The organism is Paracoccus sp. UBA889, assembly GCA_002294185.1.
Classification (GTDB): Bacteria; Pseudomonadota; Alphaproteobacteria; order Rhodobacterales; family Rhodobacteraceae; genus Paracoccus.
Map to the genome: position 1 here is coordinate 94,112 of DBFD01000074.1, position 6,291 is coordinate 100,402.

5 protein-coding genes and 1 pseudogene are annotated in these 6,291 nt (G+C 65.3%); 5 read left to right on the top strand and 1 reads right to left on the bottom strand.

Translation table 11 applies throughout. The features are described 5' to 3' along the window. Positions 1-105 precede the first annotated feature (105 nt). The gene (gene bamA, locus B4L36_RS15020; protein WP_292958830.1) at positions 106-2,406 is read left to right on the top strand and encodes an outer membrane protein assembly factor BamA; all 2,301 of its coding nucleotides are present in this window, start codon (positions 106-108) and stop codon (positions 2,404-2,406) included. Further along, positions 2,406-3,152, top strand: a complete 747-nt coding sequence (locus tag B4L36_RS15025) for an OmpH family outer membrane protein (protein WP_292958832.1) — start codon at positions 2,406-2,408, stop codon at positions 3,150-3,152. Before bamA ends, B4L36_RS15025 begins: the two co-directional genes overlap by 1 nt. Positions 3,153-3,173: 21 nt before the next feature. Here the strand turns inward: B4L36_RS15025 and B4L36_RS15030 are convergent, their stop codons facing one another. Next, positions 3,174-3,746 (bottom strand): transposase, encoded by a 573-nt coding sequence (locus B4L36_RS15030; RefSeq protein WP_292958834.1) that lies wholly within the window; start codon positions 3,744-3,746, stop codon positions 3,174-3,176. Between the two features lie 81 nt (positions 3,747-3,827). Here B4L36_RS15030 and tnpA point away from each other — a divergent pair, with 81 nt between their 5' ends. The 3 genes and pseudogenes from tnpA (at position 3,828) to tnpC (ending at position 6,240) form a co-directional block, all read left to right on the top strand. Beyond that, entirely contained in the window at positions 3,828-4,208 is a 381-nt protein-coding gene (gene tnpA, locus B4L36_RS15035) for an IS66-like element accessory protein TnpA (protein WP_292958836.1), read from the top strand. Next, complete coding sequence (gene tnpB / locus B4L36_RS15040) at positions 4,205-4,552, top strand: IS66 family insertion sequence element accessory protein TnpB (RefSeq protein ID WP_292958838.1); 348 nt, start codon at positions 4,205-4,207, stop codon at positions 4,550-4,552. The genes tnpA and tnpB overlap by 4 nt, the downstream gene beginning before the upstream one ends. Positions 4,553-4,614: 62 nt before the next feature. After that, positions 4,615-6,240: pseudogene (gene tnpC / locus B4L36_RS15045) on the top strand (IS66 family transposase). Positions 6,241-6,291: the final 51 nt, after the last annotated feature.

The window sequence follows — 6,291 nt, forward strand, 5'->3', positions numbered from 1 at the left end:
CGGGCGTTTCGGGCACAAGATTTGGCCAAGAGGGCGTGAAAACACGCAACAGAAAGAAGGCGCCAGAAAAGGCGCGTCCGCAGGCTGGAACATAGAGGGGCGGCAATGACACGGAAACTGGGCAAGGGCGCGGTTGCGCTGGTCACGGCCTTGACGATCGCGACACCGGCGGCACTGGTGCCCAATGCGGCTGTGGCCTATGTCTTCAACGACGTGCGAATTCAGGGCACGCAGCGGATCGAACCGGCCACGGTCCTGTCCTATGCCAATATCGCGCGCGGCCAGAACGTCTCGGCCGGCGAGTTGAACGATGCGCTGCAACGGTTGCAGAATTCCGGTCTGTTCGAGACGGTCGAGATCGTTCCGCAGGGCGGCACCCTGATCATCACCGTTTCGGAATATCCGACAATCAACCAGATCAGCTTCGAGGGCAACCGCCGCCTCAAGGATGACGAACTGGCCCAGATCGCGCAAAGCCAGTCGCGCCGGGTCTATCAGCCCAGCCAGGCCATCCAGGACGCGCAGAACATCGCGCAGGCCTATGCCAGCCGGGGCCGTCTGGCCGCCCGCGTCGATCCGCGCATCATCCGGCGCAGCGGCAACCGCGTCGATCTGGTCTTCGAGATCCGCGAAGGCGACGTCACCGAGATCGAGCGCATCAGCTTTACCGGCAATCGCGCCTTTTCGGACCGTCGCTTGCGGCAGGTGCTGGAAACCAAGCAGGCGGGTATCCTGCGCACCTTCATCCGCGCCGATACCTTTGCGCCGGAACGGATTCCGCTGGACGAACAGCTTCTGACCGATTTCTACCGCTCGCGCGGTTATGCCGATTTCAAGGTGCAGGGCGTCGCGCCGGAAATCGCCCGCGAACGCGATGCCTTCTACATCACCTTCAACATCCAGGAAGGCCCGCGCTACCGGTTCCGCAACGTAAGCACGATCTCCGAGATCGCAGGCGTTGATGCCGCACCCTTTGCGGCGCAGAACCGTGTCGGCGGCGGCGATGTCTACAACCCCGCCGCCATCGACAACACCATCCGGCGGATGGAAACGGTGGCGATCCAGCAGGGGCTGAACTTCGTCAATATCGAGCCGCGGGTGACGCGCAATCCGCAGACGCAGACGCTGGATCTGACCTTTGCGCTGACGCGCGGCCCGCGCATCTTCGTGGAACGCATCGACATCGAGGGCAACACGACCACGCTGGACCGGGTGATCCGGCGGCAATTCACCACGGTCGAGGGCGATCCGTTCAACCCGCGCGAGATCCGCAATGCCGCCGAACGCATCCGCGCGCTTGGCTATTTCTCGGATGCGCAGGTCAACAGCCGGCAGGGCAGCAGCGCCGAACAGGTGATCGTGGATGTGAATGTCGAGGAACAGCCCACTGGCTCTCTGTCCTTCGGCGCATCCTACGGTGTCAATTCCGGCTTCGGCCTCAACGCCTCGCTGAACGAGACCAACTTCCTGGGTCGCGGGCAGACGCTGGGCCTGACCATTTCCACCGCGTCGGGCGACCGCGAGGGTCTGATCAACTTCGTCGAACCCTATTTCCTGGGCCGCGATCTGAAATTCGGCTTCACCGCGCGCTATAACGAAACCAGCAACCTGAATTCGGACTACGACACCCGCACGATCTCGGTCCAGCCGTCGATCGAGTTTCCGATTTCGGCCAATGGCCGGCTGGAACTGCGGTATCGACTGGAACAGAACCGTCTGAACAATGTCAGCGACGACAGTTCCGTCATTCTTCAGGACGAACAGGGCACGCGTCTGAGTTCAGCGGCGGGCTACACCTACCTGTGGGATACGCGGGTGGCCGGTCTTGATCCCCTGACAAGCTACAAGCTTCGGTTCTCGCAGGATTTCGCGGGGCTGGGCGGCGACGTGAAGACGGTCACCAGCACCGCGCTGGCCGGTGTGGAAAGCAATGCCTGGCGCGAGGAGGTCACCCTCCGCGCCGAGATCGAGGCCGGCGGTGTCTACAGCTATGGCGATTACTCGTCCTGGATTCTGGACCGGTTCCGCGGCGGCGGCAAGGTGCGCGGCTTCGAGCCGAACGGCATCGGTCCGCGTGACCTGTCGGCCCCGAATCAGGACGCGCTCGGCGGCAAGTATTACTGGGCCGCGCGCGCCGAAGCGCAGTTCCCGCTGGGCCTGCCCGAGGAATACGGGATCACGGGCGGCCTTTTTGCCGATATCGGCTCGGTCTGGGGGCTGGACACAAGGACCGGCAGCGACGGGTCCGAAGTCGACGACAGTATGCGGGTTCGCGCCGCCATCGGCGCCTCTGTCTTCTGGACCACCCCGATCGGCCCCTTGCGGTTCAACTTCTCCAAGGCGGTTCGCAAAGAGGATTACGACAAGGATCAGAATTTCGACCTGACCATCTCGACCCGGTTCTGATGCGGGGACGGGCGCGCCCTGTCGTCCTGCTGGCGGCCCTGTTTCTGGGCATGGCATGGGCCGGGGGCGCATCAGCGCAGGATCCGGCGCCCTCCGTGCCCGCCCAGCCCATCGCACCCGTGGACCGGATCGCCCCGGCCGACGGGGCCGGTGCGGAAGGCGGGATGCCGACGCGCACCATCGAGACGCCGCCGGATTCGCCGCAGATGGTGGCTGCGCCGATCCTGACCGTGGATCAGAACACCTTGTTCACCGGCTCGGCCTGGGGCCGTCGCACGCAATCCGTCCTGGAAGAGGAGGGCGGCAAGATCGCCGCCGAGAACGAAAGGCTGGCCGCGCAGTTATCCGATGAAGAGGCGGCGTTGACCAGCCGTCGCGAAACGCTGGATCCGGCCGAGTTTCGCAAGCAGGCCGAGGCGTTCGACGAACGCGCCACGCGGGTCCGGCGCGAACGCGCACAGGCGGTGCAGGCGCTGAACGATTGGGCCGAGGCGGACCGCAGCGCCTTCTATCGCGCCGCGCTGCCGGTCATGGGCGAGATGATGCAGGATCGCCGCGCGGTGGCCGTTCTGGACCGCCGCACCGTCTTCGTCTCGCTCGACGCCATCGACATTACCGCCGATCTGGTGTTGCGGCTGGACGAGAGGCTGGGCGACGGTGCCGGACAGGTGCCGTTGCCGTCAGCGCAGGGCGATGGCCAGGCACCGGCCGCCGAAATCCCGCAGCCGCCCGCCGCCGCGGATTGATGCAGAATTTATCCGTTTTGATCAAGGGGCGGTTTCGGCCCATTTTCGGTCATCCCTGATCAGGGCGTTTGCGAGGATCAGGAGCTTGCGCATGACGGCGGTGAGCGCGACTTTCGCCGGCTTTCCCGCGCTGCAGAGCGCCTGATAGGTCTGGCCGAGCTGCCGGTTGTGCCGGGTGGCGACGAGGGCCGGCATGTAGAGCGCCCGGCGCAGACCGCGTCGCCCACCGCCAATCCGCGACTGCCCCTTCCACCTGCCCGACTCGCGGGTGATCGGGGCAAGCCCGGCGAGGCTGGCGGCTTCCTTGCCATCCATCGAGCCCAGCTCGGGCATCTCAACGAGCATGGCGATCGCCGCGACGGGGCCGATGCCGGGGATCGACATCAGGATCACGAAGCGATGGGCGAGCAGCTCCGCGACGAGGCGCGCGAGTTCGGCGTCGATCTGCTCGATCTGACGTTCGACCTGCCGCAGACGCGCACGCAGCTGCGCCAGGACGACCTTGTTGCGCGCCGCCTGAAGACGGTTGCGGCAGGCGGTGCGATCCTTGATCAGGCCGAGACGCGCGATGTGCGGTAAGCACCCGGTTGTCACCGCCTGCCAGATTTCGGCGTGAGGGCGTAAGACACGTGCATAGCGACGTCGCTAACGACGTCTCTTGTGTGCGGAGGGGCTATGCGGGGCGAGGTTCTGGGTGTTGAGCGCCGTCGACGTTGGGACGATGAGGTAAAGCTGGCGATCGTGAGCGCGGTGGGGATCGACGGCGCGACGGTGACTCAGGTGGCGCACCGGCACGATGTGACGCGGCAGCAGATCTACGCGTGGCGCCACGAACTGAAGCGCAAGGGTCTGTGGTCTCCTGATGCGGGCGCGTTGTTCCTGCCCGCCGGCATGGTGCCCGCGATGGAGTTGACCGTGGTGGAGGATCAAACCCCGGCCACCACTCCAGTGGTCTGGGTTGAGTTGCGGCTTGCGAAGGGCCGTGTGCTTCGGTTCGAGAGCAACATCGACGATGGGGCGCTGTCTCGCCTGATCCGCGCGGTGGATGCCGCATGATCGGGCCGGGAACCGGGGTGCGGGTGTATCCGGCCTGCGGGGCAACGGATATGCGCAAGGGGATCGGGGGGCTGGCGGCGCTCGCGCAGGACGTGCTGCGCCAGAAGCCGACCGGCGGTGCAGTCTTTGCCTTCCGGGGCCGCAAGGGTGATCGGCTGAAGCTGCTTTACCGGGACGGCCAGGGGTTCTGTCTTTACTACAAGGTCCTCGAGCGCGGGCGCTTTCCATGGCCGAACACCAGTTCGGGGGCGGTGCGGCTGACCTCGGCACAGCTGGCGATGTTATGGGAAGGGATTGATTGGCGGCGGCCGGATTGGGGCGCGCCACCGGCCCGTGTCGGGTGATTTACCCGCCTGAAACGCCTTGTTTTCATGGCGCCACTTGATCGATCATGGTAGGTGATGGCATGTCGAGCGACACGCCCATCCTTCCCGAAGATCCCGCTGTTCTGAAGGCGATGATTGCCGCCTTGCAGGCGGAAAACGCAAGGATGGCGGCGACGATCAAGGCGCATGACCTGCTCATCCAGACGCTGCAAATGCGGATCGCAAAGCTCAGGAAGCAGGCCTTCGGCAAGTCCTCGGAGAAGATCGAGCGCGAGATCGAGCAGCTGGAACTTGCCCTCGAGGATCTGCTCATCGCCAGCGCCGAAAGCGCCACCACCCTGGCGGACGAAGACGAAGCGGATCCTGCCCCTGAGGCGAAGACTGGCGATGTGGACAAACACAAACCCCGCCGTCGTCCCCGCATCTCGGAGGCGACCCCGCGGGAGCGGCGCGAGCTCGATCCCGGCAGCTGCTGCCCGGATTGCGGTGGTGACCTGCGGCTCGTGGGCGAGGACATGAGCGAGATGCTCGACCTGGTCGCGGCACAGCTGAAGGTCCTGCAGATCGCGCGGCTGAAGAAGTCCTGCCGCCGCTGTGAGAAGATGGTGCAAACACCGGCACCCAGCCGTCCCATCCCCGGCAGCATGGCGAGCGCGGCCCTGCCGGCCTGGATCCTCGTCTCCAAATTCGATGACCATCTTCCCTTGTATCGCCTGAACGAGATCTTCGCCCGCATGGGGGCCGACATCCCGGACAGCACGCTGGTCGATTGGTGTGGGCGCGCGATGAAGGTGCTGACGCCCTTGGTCGAACGCATCGAGGCCGATGTGATGGCCAGCGACCTCCTCCACGCCGATGACACCCCGATCAGGGTGCTGAACCGGTCCCTCAAGGACCGCGGCCTCGGCAAGGGGGTGAAGCAGGGGCGGATCTGGGCCTATGTCCGCGATCCACGACCCTGGGCCGGAACCGCGCCACCCGCGGCGGTCTACCGCTTCGCCCCGGACTGGAAGCAAGAGCACGTCCAAAGCCATCTTGCCCAGGCCCGCGGCATCCTGCAGGCCGACGGCTACAAGGGCTATGCCAAGCTTTATGCACCCGACCCCGACGGCACGCCCCGTCTGCAGGAGGCGTCATGCCGGGCGCATTTGCGGCGTGACTTCCATGACGAATGGGACAAGACGAAATCCGCTATCGCGCGTGAGGCGCTCGACCGCATCGGCGCGCTTTACGACATTGAGCGTGAAATCAACGGGCAGCCCGCCGAGATACGCCTCCCTGCGCGGCAGAAGCACAGCGCCCCGAAGGTCGAGGCCTTCTTCGCCTGGTCCGAAAGCCAAATCATGCGGATCCCCGGTAAAGGGGACCTCGCCCGCGCGTTCCGCTAGGGGCTGGCCCGCAGGGCCTCGTTCAGCCTCTTCCTCACCGACGGCCGCGTGGCAATCGACAACAATGTCGCCGAACGCGCCCTGCGCCCGATCGGCATTGGCCGGAAGAACTGGCTCTTCGCGGGTGCCGACACCGGCAGCGAAACGCTGGCCCGCGCCATGACGATCATCGAGACGGCAAAGCTGAACGGCCTCGATCCGCAGGCATATCTCGCCGACGTGCTCGACCGCATCCATGACCACAAGATCAACCGACTCGACGAACTCTTGCCGAGGAACTGGGTGCCGATGGCCAACACTCAGGCCGTGGCCGCCTGATCAACCGCGGTGCCAACCGGCCGGTTACGATGTGCAACTCCCTGATTTCGT